Raw genomic sequence first — 21,134 nt, forward strand, 5'->3', positions numbered from 1 at the left:
CACCTATTATTGTATTAAGAAAATTTTATCATTAACCAAGTCATATTGGGAGTAAACCTGATTTAATTCGTCAATTTCAGGATTTTTGATCACGTTGATCGAATCCCAAAACTTCTTGCTATTGGTAGCACCATATTCTTCGCCAATAACAAAGAATTCCAAATTGAATTTTCTAATTTCTTTTAGTATTTCAAAATCAATTTCATCTCGATCAGGACTCCAAGCTAAAACGACTGAGTCAACTTGATCATGGTACTTTTTAATTGCTGATAAGGCGTCCAATTGTTCGATATCAGTAATAAGTGTCTCGCCTGTTTTACTTTGTGCAGACCAACTCAAATTATCCGTGCAGACTACGGACATATTTCGATTCCTCAATCCCTTCGAAATGTACCCATTACCTGCCATCAATTCCAGATACTTTCGATCAGGGAATAACTTGACCCACGAATCCATCAAATTATCAGTAATAGTTGCCCAATAACCAAATCTGACTTGCAAATATGTTCTAAACTCGCCTAATTGTTTATCAAAATTCTGCAAAGTTTCTACCATTTGCTGAAACTTTGACTCATCGTCAGTCATGTTTGAACGCAAGTAATTTTTGATTTCAGATTCTGATAACTCAAAAGTTGGGAAACGATACTTAGGAAGGTTTCCGGATTTAAGAGCATCACAGACATGTTGCATGAAATTAATTCTTGCTGTAAAGACTTTTGGCTGTGGCAAGGTAGATACAATTTGACGTAGGTTTTCAATATAATCCAAGATAATATTTCCTTTACGTAATTTTAATATTACTAATACTACATTTTATTTCAAATAATTGCCAAAAAGTGTAATATTCTAAGTAGTACAAGTTTGAGGTGAAATATGGCAAAAAATGAAAAAAAGAAACAACCTGAGAAGGAAGAGTCTGGCTGGAAATTTTGGCTTCAGACGATTGCACTTACCATTGCTTTATATGCAATCATCATGCTAGCTTTTAAATTTACACTAGCGAACGAACGAGTCTCAGGGCCTTCAATGCAGCCGACGTTTGAGGACGGGCAGAAACTTTTAGCCGTTAAGCATTCAAACATTCAACGAGGCGACGTAATTATTTTGAAGGCTCCTGATGAACCAGGATCTTTCTATATCAAACGTGTTATAGGTATGCCCGGTGATACAGTGGTTTCTAAAAATAATAAAATGTACATTAACGGTAAACGTTATAAAGAAACTTTCTTAGATGCCGGATCCAAATTGAAAGAAAGCAGCACGAATCTCTATGCTGGACGTTCTTACAGTTACACCTATAACTTCACCCTTAGTCAATTAGCTCAATCTCCTGAATATCAGCAGATTTACAACAAGAGCTATTTAAATAAGGTCAAGAAAACAAATAAAGTACCTTCCGGCACTTACTTCGTAATGGGAGACCATAGAACAGTGTCAAAAGATAGTCGACTTATAGGTTTCATCAAAAAAGGAAGTATTGTTGGTGAAGTTAAATGGCGCTATTGGCCACTTAATAATTGGACAATTTTTTAAAAATAATGTCTAAAAATTAATCTTAATGATAATATTGAGTTATGGAGGTCGTGAATTTATGGATAAACCAAATATTTCAGAGTCAATTATTCAATACGAAAAAGATAAGAATATGAATGACACACAGTTCGCGTTTGAAAGTCACCTTGCTGTTGAACGTGTTCATAACCTCAAATCTGGCGAGTATGAAGCAACACCAGACGAAGAAAAAACGATTCTCGAATACATCAAATTGCATAGATAGATAATTGATTTAATGCAGCAATATCTTTAAGACTTAAATAGCCAAGATAAAATATCTTGGCTATTTTTGTGTGCAAATTTAAATATCAGTGTAAACATCTAGCAAGTATTATTACTATAAGTTATAATCACAATATACGTAACGGATAAATATTACTTATAGTAATATGAAAGTGTGATAAAGATGATATTAGGATCAAAATTCAAACAACAGCGTCTCAATTTGAAAATCAATCAATCTGAATTGTGTGCGGGAATCTGCACTCAGGCTGTGATAAGTAAAATTGAAAATCAAAATATTTCACCATCCACAGATGTCTTGATCAAACTTTGCCTGCGATTGCATTTAACTCTCAACGATGTTTTTTCTGACTTCTCTTCCCTTCCCAGTTCGAATATGATTTTAGATAAAATCCAGAAGATAGATGGATTATTGCAAGAAAAAAATGATTCAGATGCAATCGAAATTTTACAATCAATCGATGAAGCAAAATTACAAAATCTTGATAAGTCACACGTTTTATTCCAGCATGGACTTTGTTCTTTAATGGAACATGACTATGAGGATGCCCTCTTTCAATTCAATCGGACAATACAGCTTCAGGATCATAAATCTTCTTTTTGGAAATTTCTGGCATTTGTTAATTTGGCAAATTTGTATCTTTCAACCAATTCTCAAGACAAAGCTGCATATTATATGGAATCAGCAACTAAATTGCAGCCTAACGTTGATCCAAGTGATAATTACGAGTACTTCTACTTCATTGCTGCACTAGTGGACCTCTCAAACTTCTACACAAACACAAATAGTCCCCAAAAAGTCTTAAATCTCACTAATATAGGTTTAAAATCTCATAACGGATTTCTGCCAACTAAATACTCTGATGAGCTATTTTATTTATCTGCTCTAGCAAAACTACGTACCACACATAATAAAAATGAAATGAGTCATGATCTGACAATGGCGATTGCCTTTGCAGATTTTAATCAAAATGAAGAACTTCTCAATAAGTTAAATCAATTATTGAAAGACAACAATATTCAAGAGCTAAAAATTAAGCCATAAAAATAGCCAACTTACACAAAATGTAGGTTGGCTATTAATTCTATTTAGTTGTCACTTGCTAAAACTCCACCAACTGAGTAGTGGTTCTTTGGCATTTCGTTAAGAACAATATGAATATGTTCGGCAGGAGCACCGGTGTTTTTTGAAATAGCGTCGGTTACTTCTTTAACCATTGCTTTAAGTTGTTCTGGACTACGTCCTTCAATCAAATCAATATGTACTAATGGCATATTAGTCATCTCCTAGTATTTTTATTTCTTACGATTATTATTTAGTTTAACAATTTCTAGGATAACGTCAACTGCTTTTTCCATCGATTCTTCTGCAACGTACTCAAAACGACCATGCATATTCTCTCCACCAGCAAATAAATTAGGTGTTGGCAAGCCCATATATGAGATTTTAGACCCATCAGTACCACCACGCACTGGCGCTTCGTCAGGGACAATATCTAAGTTCTTCATAGCATCTTCAGCAATTTTAACAACATCCATATGGTCCTTGATAACATCGATCATATTGTAATATTGATCATACATATCTATTTCAACTGTACCTTCACCGTACTTGGCATTCAGTTCATCGGTGATTTTTTTGATATTAGCTTTTCTAGCTTCTAGTCCATCACGTTCAAAATCACGGATTATGTAAGACATATCTGCTGAATCAACTGTTCCATTGAGTTCAAGTAAATGATAGAAACCTTGACGACCATCAGTCTTTTCAGGCACTTCATCACTTGGCAACGCATTTTGAAAATCAACTGCAACTTGAACAGCATTGATCATAATACCTTTGGCTTCACTCGGATGAACATTTTTACCAGTAATGTGAACTTTTAATGCTGCAGCACTGAAAGTTTCGTATTCGAGTTGTCCAACTGGACCACCGTCAACTGTATAGGCAAAATCTGCACCAAAATCAGGGACATCAAATTTATCTGCACCTGTACCGATTTCTTCATCTGGGCCAAGTCCAATTTTTATTTTACCGTGTTTAATATCTGGATTGGCAATCAAATACTCCATAGTAGTGATAATTTCACTTACACCGGATTTATCATCGGACCCAAGTAAAGTATCACCGCTAGTTGTGATCAACGTCTGGCCTTGATATTTTAGCAATGAAGGAAATACCTTGGGATCAAGTGTATATTTTCCATCGTCATCAAGATTTATGATACTTTTACCGTCGTAGTTTTCGACTATTTTTGGTTTGATATCTACAGAATTAAAATCAGCTGTATCAATATGTGAGATAAGTCCCAGAACCGGTACTTCATGATCAAGATTTGATGGCAATTCTGCTGTCAAATAAGAGTTAGAAGGATTTATTTTAACATCAGACATACCGATTTCATTTAATTCATCCTTTAACTTGTTTAGAAAAACAGTTTGTCTTTCAGTTGAAGGAATTGTTGTAGAATTTTCATCCGAACGTGTATTTTGTTTAACATAACCTAAAAAGCGTGGTATTAACTTCTCATACTTAATTGTCATCTTACTAAACACTCCCTAAATAAAGTTATATGGCTCAGTATTAACTTTTGACTGGATAATTTCTAGATCATCCCAATGATTGTCGTTCTTCCAATCATTTAATTTATGCGCCATTTTTTCGGTAAAAATGGCTTCAATATGGTGTCCCGGATCGATAACATTCAAATTGTATGCCATCATGTCATGAGCCGTATGGTAATATATATCACCAGTAATAAAGGTATCTGCACCTGAAGCTAGTACTTCTGGATAAAACTTTCCAGCATCCCCACCGATCAAAGCAACCTTTTTAACAAGATGTTCATTTTCAGCTTTTACATAACGTAAGTTTGGTAAATTGTATGCATCTCTGACTTTCTTTGCAAAATCCAAAATATCCATCGGTGATTCAACTTCACCCACACGACCAATTGAGTAATCATCATCAGGGTTAAGGTATCCGACATTTTTTAGATCAAGTTTTTCCATTAGCCAATCATTCATACCACCATGTGCTTTATCACAATTGGTATGTGCAGCATGAACGGCAATATGATGTTCCAATAAATCACTATACATTTGGTTTTGTGGTGATTCTAAATCTAAATTTCTAGCTGAATGAAACATAATTGGATGGTGCGCCATGATCATATCAACATGTTGATCAATGGCTTCCTGAACAACTTTAGGACGAACGTCCAAAGTTGTCATGATTTTCTTGATCTCCATATCTATGTTACCAATTTGAAAACCAGTAGGATCTCCATCTTCTCTGATTGATAAAGGAGCAAACTCCTCGACCTTGTTTACAATATCTTGAACTTTAACCATTATAATATCTCCTCAATGTACTTAATATAGTCATTCATTTGAGTTATTTTGGCTTCATCAATGGATTTTGCATTTTTCATATTTGCCACAGCTTTTTGATAACTGTTCAACTTGTGAGCCCATTTATCAATGAAAACAGCTGAATGTCTTTGTATCAAAATTGGTCCCATTAAGTATTCAGATTCACTCAATTCAACCTTATTTGTAGTAAAACTAGCTTTGATTATCTCATAAACGTGGTTATCTTCTTCGACAATATCTTCATCGATTATTTCAAACGAGTTTTTAACTAGCCATTGTCTGACCAACGGTTCACCAATATTGGGCTGCAATATCAACGTCTTCACGTTAGATAGCTGTTCTTTTGTTGCTCGACTAAGGATGTCACTTATCAAAATTCCACCCATCCCGGCAATTACAACTGTTTGAATATCATCTTCAGCTTTGATTACAGCAAGACCATCACCTAATCTGACCTTGATTTTCTCGTCGTAACCAAATTTTGTAATATCTGCTTGTGAGCGACTCATTGGTCCAGGAGCCACTTCACCTGCAATTGCAAAATCAATTATATCTTTTGAAATCAAATCCACCGGCAAATAAGCGTGATCGGATCCAATATCAGCTAAACGAGTTTTAGGATCGACCATACTTGCTACGGCCTGTAATCTTTTCGATAATAAAGTCAAATAAGTCACCTATTCTGCAGATTTGCGATCCAAATCTGTCATGTATTCACGTGTCATTGGTAGGCTTGATCCTGAGGCACCATTTGTTAGAAGGTATTGAATAACATCAATATTTCCACTTTCAAATGAAGCAGCACATGCTTGCAAATAAAGATCCCACATACGTACGAATCTTTCATCGAACATATCTTCAACTTGATCTTCGACCTTCAAGAAGTTGTGACGCCAAATTTCAACAGTCTTTTGGTAATGACGACGTAGTGGTTCAATGTCATCTATTTGAAGTTTTGCATCCATAATGTGGCCAATGTTTTCTTTAATATCAGGAATGTAACCACCTGGGAAAATGTACTTAACTAACCAAGGATCAACTCCTAAGCCTTCATGTTGTCCAGTAATACCATGGATCAATGCAGTACCTTCTGGTTTTAGAAGTCTCTTAACTGTATTGAAGTAGCCCTCTAGATGTTTTTCACCAACATGTTCAAACATACCAACAGAAACAACATGATCGAATTTCTCATTTATTTCACGGTAATCTTCAAGAATAACTTCCATTTGATCAGTCAAATTCTCTTCAATAATTTTGTTGTTAACATAATCATATTGTTCTTGACTAAGTGTAACACCCTTAGCCTTCAAACCATATTCTTTGGCGGCAGTGAACATCATTGTTCCCCAACCACAGCCAATATCGATGATAGATTCACCAGGTTTTGTATTTAGCTTGTTAAGAATATGATGAACTTTATTCAATTGCGCTGTCTTCAAATCATCTTCTGGTGTTCTGAAATAAGCACATGAATATGTCATTGTATCGTCAAGCCATAATTTGTAAAAATCGTTTCCTATATCATAATGTTCTTGAATTTCTTTTTTATTGTTTTCTTCTGAGTGACTAAACTTAGGTACGATTTTCTTTAGTTTAGTACTAGACATAAAGCTATCTGATTGAGTGTATGCAGAAGTGATAAGTTTTTGAATCGAGCCCTCGATCTCGATGTCCTTATCCATGTATGCTTCTCCTAGTGTCAAAGTCGCATGTTTCACAACTTCTTTAATAGGAACCTCTTTATTAAACTTGATTGTTATGTCAGAGTTCCCTTCAGGTCCATAATGCTTTTCCTTGCCATCCCAGAATACTACTGTGATGGGAATCGTAAAGGAACGTTTAAAAATTTGGTCATAAATCGTTTTGTCTAACATAAAAATCCTCCAAAAATTGAATATAATTAATTGTAAATCAAAACTAAAAAAAACATAACCATTTCTGGTTATTTTCATAAAAAAAGCCGTTTGAAATATGAAAATTTCAAACGGCAAATATTAATTACTCTAAGAAATCCTTTAGTTGTTTAGATCTTGAAGGATGACGTAACTTACGAAGAGCTTTGGCTTCGATTTGACGAATTCTCTCTCGAGTAACACCAAATACTTTACCAACTTCTTCCAAAGTACGAGTTCTTCCATCATCCAAACCAAAACGAAGACGTAGAACGTTTTCTTCACGATCAGTCAATGTATCAAGAACATTTTCAAGTTGTTCCTTCAACAATTCATACGATGCGTGATCCTCTGGACTGGTTGCGTCAGAATCCTCAATAAAGTCACCAAGATGTGAATCATCCTCTTCACCAATAGGTGTTTCCAAAGAAACTGGCTCTTGAGCAATCTTCAAAATATCACGAACTTTAGTTGTAGGCATGTCCATTTCAGCACCAATTTCTTCAGGTAATGGTTCACGACCAAGATCCTGCAATAATTGACGTTGAATTCTAATCAACTTATTGATTGTTTCAACCATGTGAACAGGAATACGAATAGTTCTTGCTTGGTCAGCAATAGCACGCGTAATAGCCTGTCTGATCCACCAGGTTGCATATGTAGAAAACTTGAATCCTAGACGGTAATCAAATTTTTCAACCGCCTTCATAAGACCCATGTTACCTTCTTGGATCAAATCCAAGAATTGCATACCGCGTCCAACGTATCTCTTAGCAATGGAAACAACCAAACGAAGGTTAGCTTCAGCAAGTCTTTGCTTAGCTTCCTCGTCACCTTGTTCGATCTTCAAAGCTAAATCAACTTCTTGTTGTGCATTTAACAAAGGAACACGACCAATTTCCTTCAAATACATACGAACAGGATCGTTGACCTTGATGTCAGCGGGTGCTGCTGTATCTTTTGAACTTGGAGCTTTGGCGTCTTTCTTTTCTTTCATTAGGGCAAGTTTACTAGGATTACCCTTCTCATCAACTACAGAAACACCCTTATCTTGAAGTTCCTCCAAAATATCATCAAGTGAGTCATCTTTCAATGAGAATGGTTTTATAAGTCTTTCAGTCAATTCAGTATCGGTGATTTGACCTGCTTTCTTATACTCTTTAATTACTTTCTTAGTTGCAGATTGTAATTCTTTGGTAGATTTAACTACTTTCTTAGTCTTTTTACCTGTAGATACTGTTGTTTTTTTTGTTGCCATGTATATTCCTCCAGTATGCATTAATTACTAGTTAACAATCTTCTAACTTCAATCAACTGTTGTGTCAGATCTAATTGTAATTTATTGTCACCTACCATTGCCGCTTGTTTCAGTTGGCTGACTATATCTGTAAGTTGCGATTCCAAACTAGAGTTGGCAACTGTAGAGATATAATCTTGGATCTCTTGGTCATTATATTCTGCTGGCATCTGCATCATTTCAATATCGGCCAAAAGTCCCTTACTACCATCATCTAAAACATTCATAAAATCAGAAATATGTATATCTTCATCATAACTATCACTATAAGACAGCATAGCATCAAATAGCGTTTGGTAGTTAGCGTGAATGAAACGGAAATTATTTGCCTTCAGCATTGACCTAATTTCCGGAAACTCAACTGACCAATATATCAAATACCGTTCAGCTTTTTCAATACGATCAAACTTGTCAGGAACTGATGCTGTTACTGTTTCAAGTGCAGCTTGTTGGACATTCTTGTAATTGTTAGCCGGCTTTTGTATCGCCGTCTTACGTTTCAAGTTAGCCAACTCTTTATTGACTGAATCTTTGGAAATATTCAATTCATCAGCAACTCTACCAACGTACATATCAATTGCTACGGGCGAGTCTAGCTTGGCAATTTCTTGTAATGCCTTCTTCAGAAATTCCATCTGTTCTAGTTCATTAGATAGATTATAGTGACGCTTGTAATAATCTAATATAAATGAAATTGGACTTTGAACTGAATTTTCAGTCAACTGTCGGAATTTGTCAGATCCGGCACTCCGAATATACTCATCCGGATCTTGCTTATCTGGAATACTGATAACGCCATAATTGAATTTATTATCGGTAAGTTGTGTTAATGCACGGTAAGTCGCCTCAACTCCAGGGTCATCACCGTCATAACAAATGTTTATTTGATTGGTCAAACGTCCTAATGTATACAACTGTTGATCAGTCAAACTTGTCCCCATTGAAGCAACTCCATTAGAAACACCAGCTTTATAGGCGCTGATAACATCCATGAATCCTTCAAATAAAATCACATTTTGCTTATCTCTAATCGTTTTTTTAGCAGAATCAAGATTAAATAACACTTTGCTTTTACTAAATATCGGAGTCTCCGGACTATTCATATACTTAGCCGTGCTGTCGGCTTTATTTAGAATTCGTCCAGAAAATGCAATAATATTTCCTGCTTCATCTTTAATAGGAAACATAACACGATCTCGAAAACGATCAAATAATTCCCCATCTTGATTTTCAGAAAATAATCCTGATTTACGCATGATCTCATCAGAAATATTTTTGTCTTTGAATAGTTGCAACAGGATCTGAGAATTATTCGGGGCGTAACCAATATCGAAATGGTCAATCAGTTCCGAAGTAATGTCTCGCCCATCCAGATACTTCAAAGCAGGCTCACCATTGGCAGTCTTATTTAATATATGACTGTACAGTCTGGCTACCTCTTTGTACATTGACAATAATACCTTGGTATCAGAATTTTGATATTGAGCATTACTGTTAGGTTTAAATTTATCGGGAACCGGTGTATTACTCATTTCTGCAACTTCAATAACTGATTCAGGGAAAGTCTTATTTTGAATTTGCATAATAAATTCAAATACATTTCCGCCTCGGCCACAGCTAAAGCAATGGAAGAATTGTTTGTCTTCCGATACAGAAAACGAAGGTGTCCTCTCCTCGTGGAAAGGACACAATCCCATCAGGTTTTTACCTGATTTTTTTAATTGAACGTACTTACTTATTACGTCAACAATGTCGATGCTCGAGGAAACTTCAGCAATAAATTCCTTTGGAATCATATTCGCCATAGGCGTCACCCCCTCACAGATTATATGTAAAAACAGTGAATTATAATATATCACGTTCTAATATAATTTACAAGCATATTTACTACTTAACTACAATTTTAGACAAATCTCCCAATTTTGCAATTAAATGGTTTGTAATGACAAGCTGAGTAAGTCGGTTATTTTTGATTTTTTCATCTTTATCCATAATCATATTTTCTTCAAAGTAACTATTGATTGATTCTTTTAATGCGGCTAATCGATCATATAACTTTTCCGCACTATCAGGTTGTGATGTGTAAATTGCAGCAACCTTTTCATTCAAAGATTTTTCTGAAGGATTTTCGAATAAACTGTCATCCATCTTAAGTTCATCTGAATATTTAAAGCCTGCTTTTTGAGCCAAGTTTACAACTCTACCTAATGCTTCAATTACAGCCTTAAACTCGAGATCTGCTGAATGTGATTGTAATACTTTGGCAGTATCGACCATTGCTACCGGATCAATGTTGCTTCCAGACGTAACCGCATCAATAATATCGTTTTTAATAGAAGTAGTATTTAGTAATTGACGAACTCTATCGATCATAAATTGAATCAATTCATCAGAATGTTCTGAAAGATTTAAGTTGTCAGGGACTTTTAAATTGGCAGCAATAAAGTCTTGTAAATCATTCAAATTCATTGACCAGTTGTTGTCATCAAGAATTCTCACAATTCCATAGGCTTGTCTTCTTAATGCGTATGGATCATTTGATCCACTTGGAATCAATCCAACTGCATAAAATGTAATAAGGGAATCAAGCTTGTTTGCAATTGCTAGGGTTGCGCCAACTTTAGTTGATGGCAAATCGCCTTCAGCAGAGATTGGCATATAGTGCTCACGAACAGCCTTTGCGACTCCATTCGTTTCACCCATGATACTGGCGTATTTCTCACCCATAACACCTTGGAGTTCTGGGAACTCATCGACCATGCTAGTTACCAAATCAAACTTGTAAATATCGCTGGCACGTAATAAATCTTTTCTTTCTTGATCTGACAATCCAAATAATGTTGCCAAATGATCAGAAATTTGATGAACACGTTGCATTTTTTCATACATTGTTCCGATTTTTACGTGGAAATTAACTGTCTTCAATTTGTTGACGTAATCTTGAATAGTCTTGCTCTGATCTTCTTTGAAGAAGAAATCAGCATCTTCAAGTCTAGCAACAAGTACTTTTTCGTTACCCTGAATAACGTTCTCGAGATGTTCTGAGTTACCATTTCTTACAGAAATAAAGTCTGGTTCTAACTCCCCAGATTTATTTCTAACGTAAAAGTATCTTTGATTATCCTTCATAGAAGTAATCAATACCTCTTCAGGAATCTCGAGGTATTTACGATCGAATTTTCCATGGAAAGTTGTTGGATATTCTACTAAGTTGTTGACCTCTTCCAATAAATCAGGGTCAACATCAACGACCCAGTCATTATCTTGGGCAATAGTCTCAATTTGAGAACTTATCAAATCTTTACGTTCCTTGGCGTCAACTAAAACAAATTGTCCTCTTAAATCATCAACATAATCACGGACGTTATCAATTTCAACATCTTCACCTAAGAATCTGTGACCTCGTGTCATTCTGCCAGAATCAACATCTAATATTTTAATAGGAACTTCTTGGCTATCTAATAGTGACACAAGCCAATGGATCGGACGAATATATTCAAAGTCAAAGTTGGCCCAACGCATACGAGTTGGGAAAGTTAATGAAGTGATAACTTCTGTGATGTCCTTCAATACATCAGCAACATCTTTACCAGTCTCATGTTTTTGAATATATGCGTATTCAACACCCTTTAATTCTTCAAAAAAGATGTCACCAGCAGTCATACCTTGACCTCTGGCAAATCCTTGGGCAGCCTTAGTCCAATTGCCGTCAGCATCTTGAGCTATTTTTTTCGATGGTCCTTTAGCTTTGATATCAATATCTTTTTGTTTTTCATCCATATCTTTAACAATGATTGCTAAACGACGTGGAGTTGAATATTTATCGATCTCAGAGAAAGAAATTCGATTATCTTTTAAAAATTTAGCTGTTTTTTGGGCTAATTGATTGATACTGTTCGTTACGACATGAGCAGGCATTTCTTCTAGTCCAATTTCTAATAGGTAATTTTTAGTCATTTACTTTCTCCTTTGCTGGATCATCATTTGGTAAAAGTGGGAATCCACGTTTCTTACGTTCTTCAACAAATGCTGTGGCAACTTTATGTGCCATTCTTCTAATTCGTGATAAGAATGCAGCTCTTTCAGTAACTGAAACAGCTCCACGAGCATCAAGAAGATTGAATGTATGGCTACATTTCAAAATATAATCGTATGCGGGATGAACTAATCCAAGATCAATCAAACGATTAGCTTCTTTTTCGTAATCATTAAAGAACTTGAACAACATGTCTTGATTACTTTCTTCGAATGAATATTTTGAATGTTCATATTCTGGTTCTTTAAAAATATCACCGTAAAGAACTCCGTCGCCCCATTCCAAATCGTAAACTGAATTTACATCTTGAATATATGAAGCTAATCTTTCAACACCGTAAGTGATTTCACTAGTTACAGGGTGGCATTGTAACCCACCAACTTGTTGGAAATATGTAAATTGTGTAACTTCCATTCCATCAAGCCAGACTTCCCAACCAACACCAGCACAACCCATTGAAGGATTCTCCCAGTTGTCTTCAACAAATCGGATATCATGTTCAAGTGGTTCAATACCTAATGCACGAAGTGAATCCAAATAATATTCTTGAATATCCTTTGGAGCAGGTTTCATAACAACTTGGAATTGGTGATGTTGATACAAACGATTAGGGTTTTCACCATAACGTCCATCTGCAGGTCTTCTTGATGGTTCAACATATGCAGCGTTCCAGTGTTCTGGTCCGATTGCACGTAAAAATGTATAGGGACTCATTGTTCCCGCACCTTTTTCAGTATCATAAGCTTGCATCAACATGCAGCCCTTATCTCCCCAAAATTTTTGGAGCGTCAAAATCATATTTTGAACGTTTAATTTTTTTGTCATCATTTCTCCCTTCAGATGGATACAACACAAAAAGTCCCTTGCAGAAAGTATACTTGTACATACTGCAAGGGACGATTACTCGCGGTTCCACCCTAATTCAGAACTAATTCAGTTCTGCTCTTTTATATTAAAATTAGATAATTCTGCCATAACAAACTGTGGCTTTCACTGAACCCACATCGCTGTCTATATAAGTTAAATAATAGTCATTTTATTAAAAATTGTCAATCGCTATACGTGCCAACTTTTCATTTTGTCAATAAACAGTTTGCTTTTTGGATAGGGTCCAACAGTACCGGAGTAAATTGAATCGATGGCATGTTGTATTAAATCCTTATTAGTTTCTTTCAACTCAATTTTTCCAACTTGATCGATATTAATTTTAGAGAATAGTCGAAGAAAGTAGACTATTTTTTCAGGAATATGAAGTCGATTAGGATCATTAGCATAATGCTTTGAACAAATAATTCCACCCAGAACTACTGAGAAATCAAATTTCCCAGCGGTTTCTCCACCTACTACACAACTATCCATATTTGGTGCGACGCCAAATACTTCCAATAGATGCATTTGAATAATATTTACGATTATCTGACCATCTGAGCCATTATCGATGTACATCAAGGCTTTGAATATTGTTTTATACCAACTATCAGGTATTCTTTCTTCCATAAACGCAAGTCGAACCAAATCAAAAAGAAAAGTTGCATAAGCATTCAACTCGATGTCTTTGATGATCTCATCAAACTGTTTTATGTTGCTGGCCGAATTTATATAACTCAGGCCTTCATTTTTTACCAGTCCAGTGTAATCACCATAGGAGAAAGGAATAACTGAACCAGATAATTTTGATTTTCCGGTTTGAGTTCCGCGGACTAAAAACGTCCTGAATCCATACTCACGAGTCAAAATCGTTACAAGTGAATCACGTTCTCGATATCTCTGGCGCTTGACGACTATTCCAAAAAAGTTGGTGACATTTCTTGCCATTAATTAATATCCTTGACCGAATATCCTGCTCTAGCTAGGAATAATGGATCATCACGCCAATTCTTTTTAACTTTTACCCAAAGCTTCAAATTGATTTTTTCACCCAGCAAGTGTTCGATCTTGATTCGTGAACCAATACCGATGTTCTTCAACATGCTAGCACCTTTTCCGATCACGATTGCTTTTTGGCTATCACGTTCAACGTAAATCGTAGCTTCAACTTGAAGTTTGCCACTTTCTGTTCGTTGATTCATTTGTTCAACAATTACAGCTACTGAATGTGGAATTTCGTCTCTAGTATCTGACAAGATTTTCTCACGGATCAATTCTCCAACAATAAAGTACTCAGGATGATCAGTTATTTGATCCTCATCGTAATACTTTGGCCCTTCTGGTAAATGAGCAGTTAATGAATCAATCAAATCTTCAACATTGTTACCATTCGTAGCAGAAATTGGAATTACCTCAGAAAAGTCCAACAAATCTTTATATTCATCAATTTGTGGAGCAATATCATCTGGATTAACTAAATCTATTTTATTTAAGATTAAAAATACTGGGGCTTTTACGTTTGATAATTCATCAATTATGAACTTGTCTCCAGGTCCAGCTTGTTGTCCAGCTTCAGTCATGAACAAAACTGCATCCACTTCTTTCAAAGCTGAAATGGCGGCTTTATCCATATATTGATCTAATCCGTTATGTGGTTTATGTATTCCTGGAGTATCCAAAAATACAATTTGACGTTCATCATCAGTATAAATACCTTGAATTTTATTTCTGGTAGTCTGTGCTTTTGGTGATGTTATTGCAACTTGTTCCTTAATAATTCGATTCATAAAAGTAGATTTTCCAACATTTGGACGACCTACAATTGCGACGAATCCTGAACGATATCCGTTTGTCATATTAATCCATGTCCTTCTCACTGAATGCTAGTGGCAAAATTTGATCAAAAGTGAACTCTTTATAATCGTTATCCTTGTTGGCTAAAAATACCTGCCCATCAGCGTCCATGAATTCACTCATAACCTGACGGCAAGCTCCACAAGGCTTCGACATTTCCGATGTACCATTTACTATGATAATTGCTTTGATTTTACGATGTCCTTCAGAAACTGCCTTAAAAATAGCAGTTCTTTCGGCACAATTTGTCAGGCCATAGGATGCATTTTCGATGTTCACACCAGAATAAATTGCACCTCCAGTGGTAACAATAGTTGCACCAACTGAGTAATGTGAATAAGGTGCATATGCATTTTTCATAGCAGCCATAGCAGTATCAAATAGCTTTTGTTCGTCAATTTTCACTTTGAATACCTCTTATTTTTTTAAGCCGTAGGCGCTTAGTACTTTTTCTTGAAGACCGATCATTACTTTTTCATCCTCAGGTTTAATGTGATCATAACCATTAAGATGAAGAATTCCGTGAACGATCGTATAACCTAATTCACGATCAAAAGAATGCTCATAATCTTTAGCATGCTCGTCGACGATCTCAACACTAATGAATAGGTCTCCTAAATCAACTGGCAAATCAGGAATCTGCTGTTCGATATAGTCTAACGAATCTTCACCATCATTGATGGCAAAACTTATTACATCAGTCGCACGATCTACATCTCGATATTTCTTATTGATTTCATGAATCTCATCTTTAGAAACAAAATGGATCGACAGTTGTGTATTCTCTGCCAACTCCAATTCTGAAGCTGCAAAATCCACTAAATCTTCGACCCATTTTTGTCTATCTTCATCGATTAATTTATCATCATTGAATATTTCTAATTCCATTATTAACTCCGTATTATTTTTCTTTGTTGTTTGCATCAGAATCATCATATGCATCGATAATTTCAGCAACAACTGGATGTCTGACAACATCGGCAGATGTGAAATTAACGAAATTGATGTGTGGCAAGTTCTGCAATATCTTCTCAGCTTGAACTAACCCACTTCTGCCATGACCTGGTAAATCAATTTGAGTTGCATCACCGTTAACGATCATCTTTGAATCGAATCCTAAACGTGTTAAAAACATCTTCATTTGTTCACGGGTAGTATTTTGTGCCTCATCCAAGATAACAAATGATTCATCCAAAGTACGACCTCTCATATAGGCCAAAGGAGCAACCTCAATGACACCACGCTCTAGTAACCTATTCGTATGGTCTGCACCTAAAATTGCGTACAAGGCGTCATATATAGGTCTTAGATATGGATCCACCTTTTCTTTCAAGTCTCCGGGTAAGAATCCCAAACTTTCACCGGCTTCAACAGCTGGTCTTGTAAGGACGATTCTCTGAACTTTACCTTGTTTCAAGGCAGCTACAGCCATTACGACGGCAACGTATGTCTTACCAGTACCGGCAGGTCCAATTCCAAAAGTAATATCATTATGTTTTATGGAATTAACATACTGACGTTGTCCAAAGTTTCTAACTCGGACAGGTTTACCACTAAAGTCCTTGATCAACTCTTCTTTATAAAGATCTTCAAAATAATCTAAAGTTCCACGCTCAGCCATTTTTAAACCACTGGCAATATCTGCAGAACCTAAAGCAATTCCCGCTTTTGATAATTTTATTAATTTATTGATTAAAGCAACTGCACTTCCGACATCATTGGATTCACCGGCAACATCAATTTGTTCGCCAAACGCGTGAACCTCAACGTTAAGTCCCTCTTCGATCAAGCGTAAATTACTATCATTTACACCAAATATGTTAACCGCTACTTGAGGATCGTTAATCTGTACACTCTTTTTAATTTGTTGCTTATTATCAGCCAATAAATCACACCCCTATCGTTACTTGAAATGATACCATAACGACTGCAAAAACTAATAAAAAAAAGGTTAAAACATTGAATGTTTTAACCTTAATTATTAACGGCGCTTCTTATTGCGTTTACGAGCAGCCTCTGATTTAAGCTTCTTTTTAACACTGGGTTTTTCGTAGAATTCGCGTTTTCTGTATTCTTGAAGTGTTCCACTTTTTGAGACAGAACGTTTAAAGCGACGAAGAGCATCATCGAGCGACTCATTTTCATGAACGATAGTTTTTGCCATATGATATCCCTCCTTCCAATAATGAACGTAACTGTCTATTTCTTTCACAGTTCATATGTTATTATAACAAAAAGAGCTTAATGTTCAAACAATTTTTTCACTTTTTTAGGAGGAGATTTTCATGACCCAAAAACAAGATGTTTTTGTACTTTCTGATGCAGCTGGAGAAACGGCTCAACGTGTTGCTAGAGCTGCGTTTACACAATTTCCAATGCTCGATGTTGAGTATACCAAATTTCCATTTGTAAAAAATGACTCACAGCTGGAAAATATTTTAAAGCTGGCAAAAGAGAAAAATGCAGTCATCCTCCATACAATAGTATCAAAGGATACTATCGAAGTTATTAATGATTATTGCCAAAATAATGGCATCATCTATTATGACATTCTTAATCCAATAATTGGAACATTCTCACAAATGGTTCACGTTGATCCAATTCGTAAGAAAGGTTTGACTCATAACCTTGATTCCGAATATTTCGACATGATCTCAGCAATGGAATTTACTCTTACCAATGATGATGGTAAAAATCCTAAAGGTCTTTTAGATGCTGATCTAGTTCTACTAGGCATTTCTAGAACATCAAAAACTCCTTTATCACTTTACTTAGCAAATAAAAATATCAAAGTTGCCAACCTTCCACTCGTACCAACTTCATCGATCCCCGATGAACTTTGGAAAGTTGACCCTAAGAAAATCGTCGGATTAACTAACGATAAGAACGTATTGTTAAAAATCAGACGTCAAAGAATGATTGCTTATGGTTTGGATCCTGATACAACATATTCCGCCGAGGGCGAGATTCAAAAAGAATTAGACTACTCAAACGATATTTACAACAAAATTGGTTGCTTGGTTATCAATACTGCCGACCGATCGATCGAAGAAACTGCAGCACTAATTATGGAACAATTAAATATTAACGGATATTCAAAAAGCTAGCCATCGGCTAGCTTTTTTGATTGATTAGTTTTTCTTTCATTTCAGGATCAAATTTTTGTGCTCTGAGCATTTCTATTTCAGGTTTAAAAGGAGCAATCCCCTTTTTATCGTTTTCATCTTTTTTAACGTAAGGAGTTTCCATTATTTTTGGAACATCTTTCAACTGTTCATGGTGTGCCACATAATTCAAGGCATCAAATCCAATCGTTCCAAAACCAATATCATCATGACGGTCTTTATGAGAGCCTTGTTCGTTCTTGGAATCATTCAGATGCACGACAGATATTTTATCGACCCCAATAATATGGTCAAATTCATTCAATACACCATCGAAATCATTCTTGATATCATAACCAGCATCACTCATATGACAAGTGTCTATCGTAACTGATAGCTTGTCATTTTTTTGTGAATGGTCAAGTATCTGTGCAATTTGTTCAAAGGTAATTCCAACTTCGGTACCCTTGCCAGCCATTGTTTCAATTGCAATGCTAACTTTTTGATCGTCAGTAATAATTTCGTCAAGTGCTTCAGCAATTTGTTTTAAAGCAACTTCTGGACCTTTATTCAAATGTGCTCCAGGGTGAAAACTTAATGCTTCAATACCTAAAGCATCGCATCTTTGAATTTCTCCACGCATAAAATCAATACCAAACTGAAGATTCTGTGGTTTGACAGTGTTTCCCAAGTTGATGATATATGGTGCATGTCCGATGATGTGATTTATCCCATATTCCTTTAATAATGCTTGGCCTTCAGGAATCTTCATCTCTGAAACATCTTTTCTGCGAGTGTTCTGAGGAGCACCGGTGAAAATCATCATGGCATTTGCGTCATAACTATGTGCTTCTTTTGCAGAACCAACCAACATATTTGGTGCCTTCATGGCAACGTGAGAACCTATTATCATCCTGAAACCTCCGATTTAGTATATATGCTTTTGATAAAATCTACCCAACACTTTAACAGTGTCAGTTACGCTGACAAATGCATGAGGGTCTGAATCCACCATTGCATTTTCTAGTTCATGTTGTTCAGCACGAGAAATAACTGTGAAAAGAATTGTCTTTTCTTCGTGTTTGTACGCACCTTCAGCATCGTGAACGATAGTAATACCGCGACGCATTTCATTTTGAATTTCAGTAATTACACTTTTTGGCTTTGAAGTAACGATCATAACTTGTAATTTTTGATCTTTATTATATATCATGTCAATGACTTGACCATTGATAAAAATACTTACAGCTGAATACAAAGCGTGGACCCAACCGAACAAGAAACCAGCAAGAGCAATAATAAGTAGATTGAAGAGAATATTTATCGTTCCGACACTTTTACCTGTTTTCTTGCGTAGAATGATACCTATTATATCAATGCCACCTGTAGAAATACCGTTTCTCAAGGCCATACCTGTACCAAATCCATTGACTACAGCACCAAAAATTGCACAAACCAAAGGATCGGCCGTAACCTTCAAAGGTGGTATCCAATGCATCATAAATGACGATAGGACAACAGCGACGAAAGTAAACATAGTAAACTTATGTTCAATTTTCGTCCAAGAAAGTATGAAAAGTGGCGCATTCAGTACAACCAGCATAATAGCCGTTGAAACTTGAAATGGCATCCAACGTTGACTAATTGTAGAGATAAGTTGGGCGGCACCGGTGATACCAGAACCGTAGATCCCGCCTGGTGTCCAAAACATATTAACGGCAATTGATACAGTAATTGAATACAAAAACGCTACTGACAATTTTGATAAGCTTTGATGTCTTTCAATCAACTTATCGAGTTCATCCATATCTAAAAAATCTCCTAAGAAAAAATTTACCTATGTAATCATAGCACAAAAAAAGAGGGTTGTGACATAACTCTCTTGATTGTTTAATATGCGACATAAAGGCGTTTAATGTGGATTTTACTTCTGATGTTTTTCCATAAATTCAGCACGTCCACCGCGTTCTTCCATTTCAAATCTTTCTGGATTTTTCTTGTAAAAGTCTTGGTGATAATCTTCAGCAACATAAAATTCTTTTGCTGGTTGTATTTGTGTGACGATTGGTTCGTCATATGCTCCAGAATTTGCTAATTCATTTTTTGAATTCTCAGCAATTTCTTTTTGTTCTTCGTTTGCATAATAGATTACTGGGCGGTAACTGTCTCCACGATCTTGGAATTGACCAGTTGCATCAGTTGGATCAGCAACTGTCCAATAAATACTAACCAATTCTTTATAACTTATGACATCTGCATCAAAAGTTATTTCAACCGTTTCGGTATGTCCGGTTGTTTCGGAACAAACTTGCTCATATGTTGGATTGGGGACATGTCCACCAGTATATCCAGAAACTACTGAAATAATACCTGGTTGTTGATCAAAGGGATGGACCATGCACCAGAAACATCCACCCGCAAAAATAGCTGTTTCTTTGTTCATTACTTATCGCCTTCCTCAACATATTTCTTATATTCACTGTATCCTTTTTCATCCATTTCCTCATAAGGGATGAATTTTAGAGCAGCGGAATTAATGCAGTATCTCATACCACCCATTTCTTCTGGGCCATCGTTAAAAACGTGGCCTAAATGAGAATTTGCAGATCCACTACGAACTTCGGTTCTTTCATGACCAATCGAAGTATCCAGGTTTTCTTTTAATTGTGCGATTGGTTGGCTAAATGATGGCCACCCGCATCCAGCATCATATTTTTGAGCAGATGAGAATAGTGGTTCACCACTAGCAATATCCACATAGATGCCTTTTTTATAAAAGTTATCATATTCTCCGCTAAATGGTTTTTCAGTTGTTGCATGTTGAGTAACCATATATTCCATTTCATCCAAGTTATCTAAATTCTTCTTAAATTCTTTTGCCAACTGAATCACTCCTCTTTGTATATAAAACA

24 protein-coding genes are annotated in these 21,134 nt (G+C 35.9%); 4 read left to right on the top strand and 20 right to left on the bottom strand.

The window, feature by feature from the left end; genetic code table 11:
• Window positions 1–6 precede the first annotated feature (6 nt).
• On the bottom strand, window positions 7–768 hold the full coding sequence (locus tag EKM63_RS01280) for a hypothetical protein (RefSeq protein WP_125702930.1): 762 nt from the start codon (window positions 766–768) through the stop codon (window positions 7–9).
• A gap of 105 nt (window positions 769–873) precedes the next feature.
• On the opposite strand from EKM63_RS01280, the gene lepB reads away from it, so the two are divergent.
• From lepB to EKM63_RS01295, 3 genes are all read left to right on the top strand, one after another.
• On the top strand, window positions 874–1,533 hold the full coding sequence (gene lepB, locus EKM63_RS01285) for a signal peptidase I (RefSeq protein WP_125702932.1): 660 nt from the start codon (window positions 874–876) through the stop codon (window positions 1,531–1,533).
• Between the two features lie 58 nt (window positions 1,534–1,591).
• Window positions 1,592–1,777 (top strand): LBP_cg2779 family protein, encoded by a 186-nt coding sequence (locus EKM63_RS01290; protein ID WP_125702934.1) that lies wholly within the window; start codon window positions 1,592–1,594, stop codon window positions 1,775–1,777.
• 183 nt (window positions 1,778–1,960) lie between these two features.
• The gene (locus EKM63_RS01295) at window positions 1,961–2,842 is read left to right on the top strand and encodes a helix-turn-helix domain-containing protein (RefSeq protein WP_125702936.1); all 882 of its coding nucleotides are present in this window, start codon (window positions 1,961–1,963) and stop codon (window positions 2,840–2,842) included.
• A 44-nt stretch (window positions 2,843–2,886) separates the two neighbouring features.
• On the opposite strand, the gene EKM63_RS01300 is transcribed toward EKM63_RS01295, so the two are convergent.
• From EKM63_RS01300 to rpsU, 15 genes are all read right to left on the bottom strand, one after another.
• Complete coding sequence (locus EKM63_RS01300; protein ID WP_125702938.1) at window positions 2,887–3,072, bottom strand: 2-hydroxymuconate tautomerase; 186 nt, start codon at window positions 3,070–3,072, stop codon at window positions 2,887–2,889.
• Between the two features lie 21 nt (window positions 3,073–3,093).
• On the bottom strand, window positions 3,094–4,341 hold the full coding sequence (gene pepT / locus EKM63_RS01305; RefSeq protein WP_125702941.1) for a peptidase T: 1,248 nt from the start codon (window positions 4,339–4,341) through the stop codon (window positions 3,094–3,096).
• Window positions 4,342–4,356: 15 nt separating this feature from the next.
• Window positions 4,357–5,151: a Nif3-like dinuclear metal center hexameric protein gene (locus EKM63_RS01310; RefSeq protein WP_125702942.1), complete on the bottom strand. Its 795-nt coding sequence runs from the start codon at window positions 5,149–5,151 to the stop codon at window positions 4,357–4,359.
• On the bottom strand, window positions 5,151–5,840 hold the full coding sequence (locus EKM63_RS01315) for a tRNA (adenine(22)-N(1))-methyltransferase (RefSeq protein ID WP_125702944.1): 690 nt from the start codon (window positions 5,838–5,840) through the stop codon (window positions 5,151–5,153). The genes EKM63_RS01310 and EKM63_RS01315 overlap by 1 nt, the downstream gene beginning before the upstream one ends.
• Window positions 5,841–5,849: 9 nt before the next feature.
• Window positions 5,850–7,046, bottom strand: coding sequence for an SAM-dependent methyltransferase (locus tag EKM63_RS01320; RefSeq protein ID WP_125702946.1), 1,197 nt, complete (start codon window positions 7,044–7,046; stop codon window positions 5,850–5,852).
• Between the two features lie 124 nt (window positions 7,047–7,170).
• Entirely contained in the window at window positions 7,171–8,322 is a 1,152-nt protein-coding gene (gene rpoD / locus EKM63_RS01325) for an RNA polymerase sigma factor RpoD (protein ID WP_125702947.1), read from the bottom strand.
• Between the two features lie 20 nt (window positions 8,323–8,342).
• Window positions 8,343–10,166, bottom strand: a complete 1,824-nt coding sequence (gene dnaG / locus EKM63_RS01330) for a DNA primase (RefSeq protein WP_125702949.1) — start codon at window positions 10,164–10,166, stop codon at window positions 8,343–8,345.
• 82 nt (window positions 10,167–10,248) lie between these two features.
• On the bottom strand, window positions 10,249–12,318 hold the full coding sequence (glyS, locus tag EKM63_RS01335; protein ID WP_125702951.1) for a glycine--tRNA ligase subunit beta: 2,070 nt from the start codon (window positions 12,316–12,318) through the stop codon (window positions 10,249–10,251).
• Window positions 12,311–13,222, bottom strand: coding sequence for a glycine--tRNA ligase subunit alpha (glyQ, locus tag EKM63_RS01340; protein WP_125702953.1), 912 nt, complete (start codon window positions 13,220–13,222; stop codon window positions 12,311–12,313). The genes glyS and glyQ overlap by 8 nt, the downstream gene beginning before the upstream one ends.
• 231 nt (window positions 13,223–13,453) lie before the next feature.
• A complete protein-coding gene (gene recO / locus EKM63_RS01345) occupies window positions 13,454–14,212 on the bottom strand; it encodes a DNA repair protein RecO (RefSeq protein ID WP_125702955.1) in 759 nt (252 codons plus the stop codon).
• Complete coding sequence (era, locus tag EKM63_RS01350; RefSeq protein ID WP_125702957.1) at window positions 14,212–15,120, bottom strand: GTPase Era; 909 nt, start codon at window positions 15,118–15,120, stop codon at window positions 14,212–14,214. The genes recO and era overlap by 1 nt, the downstream gene beginning before the upstream one ends.
• Window position 15,121: 1 nt before the next feature.
• On the bottom strand, window positions 15,122–15,523 hold the full coding sequence (locus EKM63_RS01355) for a cytidine deaminase (protein ID WP_164504877.1): 402 nt from the start codon (window positions 15,521–15,523) through the stop codon (window positions 15,122–15,124).
• A 12-nt stretch (window positions 15,524–15,535) separates the two neighbouring features.
• Window positions 15,536–16,006, bottom strand: a complete 471-nt coding sequence (gene ybeY / locus EKM63_RS01360; RefSeq protein WP_125702959.1) for an rRNA maturation RNase YbeY — start codon at window positions 16,004–16,006, stop codon at window positions 15,536–15,538.
• Window positions 16,007–16,019: 13 nt separating this feature from the next.
• A complete protein-coding gene (locus EKM63_RS01365) occupies window positions 16,020–17,003 on the bottom strand; it encodes a PhoH family protein (protein ID WP_125702961.1) in 984 nt (327 codons plus the stop codon).
• A 96-nt stretch (window positions 17,004–17,099) separates the two neighbouring features.
• Entirely contained in the window at window positions 17,100–17,282 is a 183-nt protein-coding gene (gene rpsU, locus EKM63_RS01370; RefSeq protein ID WP_125702963.1) for a 30S ribosomal protein S21, read from the bottom strand.
• A 121-nt stretch (window positions 17,283–17,403) separates the two neighbouring features.
• Between rpsU and EKM63_RS01375 the strand changes: the two genes are divergently transcribed.
• The gene (locus EKM63_RS01375; protein ID WP_125702966.1) at window positions 17,404–18,225 is read left to right on the top strand and encodes a pyruvate, water dikinase regulatory protein; all 822 of its coding nucleotides are present in this window, start codon (window positions 17,404–17,406) and stop codon (window positions 18,223–18,225) included.
• Window positions 18,226–18,232: 7 nt separating this feature from the next.
• Here EKM63_RS01375 and EKM63_RS01380 read toward each other — a convergent pair whose 3' ends face one another.
• The 4 genes from EKM63_RS01380 to msrB all read right to left on the bottom strand — a co-directional run bounded on the left by EKM63_RS01380 (window position 18,233) and on the right by msrB (window position 21,105).
• The gene (locus tag EKM63_RS01380) at window positions 18,233–19,135 is read right to left on the bottom strand and encodes a deoxyribonuclease IV (protein WP_125702968.1); all 903 of its coding nucleotides are present in this window, start codon (window positions 19,133–19,135) and stop codon (window positions 18,233–18,235) included.
• A 15-nt stretch (window positions 19,136–19,150) separates the two neighbouring features.
• Window positions 19,151–20,029 (bottom strand): YitT family protein, encoded by an 879-nt coding sequence (locus EKM63_RS01385; protein WP_125702969.1) that lies wholly within the window; start codon window positions 20,027–20,029, stop codon window positions 19,151–19,153.
• A 117-nt stretch (window positions 20,030–20,146) separates the two neighbouring features.
• Complete coding sequence (gene msrA, locus EKM63_RS01390) at window positions 20,147–20,665, bottom strand: peptide-methionine (S)-S-oxide reductase MsrA (protein ID WP_125702971.1); 519 nt, start codon at window positions 20,663–20,665, stop codon at window positions 20,147–20,149.
• On the bottom strand, window positions 20,665–21,105 hold the full coding sequence (gene msrB / locus EKM63_RS01395; RefSeq protein WP_263852847.1) for a peptide-methionine (R)-S-oxide reductase MsrB: 441 nt from the start codon (window positions 21,103–21,105) through the stop codon (window positions 20,665–20,667). The genes msrA and msrB overlap by 1 nt, the downstream gene beginning before the upstream one ends.
• Between the last annotated feature and the right edge of the window lie 29 nt (window positions 21,106–21,134).

Origin of the sequence: Companilactobacillus mishanensis, from assembly GCF_003946505.1 — a bacterium.
Classification (GTDB): Bacteria; Bacillota; Bacilli; order Lactobacillales; family Lactobacillaceae; genus Companilactobacillus; species Companilactobacillus mishanensis.